Source organism: Paenibacillus etheri (assembly GCF_001012825.1).
GTDB classification, from domain to species: domain Bacteria; phylum Bacillota; class Bacilli; order Paenibacillales; family Paenibacillaceae; genus Paenibacillus_AQ; species Paenibacillus_AQ etheri.
This window is the reverse complement of the sequence record NZ_LCZJ02000100.1, coordinates 1-243: the sequence shown is the minus strand read 5'-3', so window position 1 is coordinate 243 and position 243 is coordinate 1. Positions and strand designations below refer to the sequence as shown.

The 243-nt window shown below is 39.9% G+C and carries 1 protein-coding gene; it reads right to left on the bottom strand.

Going from position 1 to position 243, the window contains the following annotated elements; translation table 11 throughout:
• The coding region (locus UQ64_RS29730; protein WP_167348540.1) for a transposase at positions 1-243 on the bottom strand (243 nt) is incomplete at both ends.

The window sequence follows — 243 nt, the reverse complement described above, 5'->3', positions numbered from 1 at the left end:
TGATTTCGTATGGGTAGCATCCACAATGATTGCGCGGCTTTTAATGATTTCTTTTTCTAATGCAATTTCTACCGTTTTTTGAATCAGCATGTCGAGCAGGTTCACATCCTTCAATCGAAGTTTACGAAACTTCGTGAGTGAACTAGGGTTGATGACCTCGTCTTCTGGCGCCATATCTAAGAAGTATTTAAGGGACATATCATATTTAGAACGTTCTACGACATCCACATCGGACAAATCGAA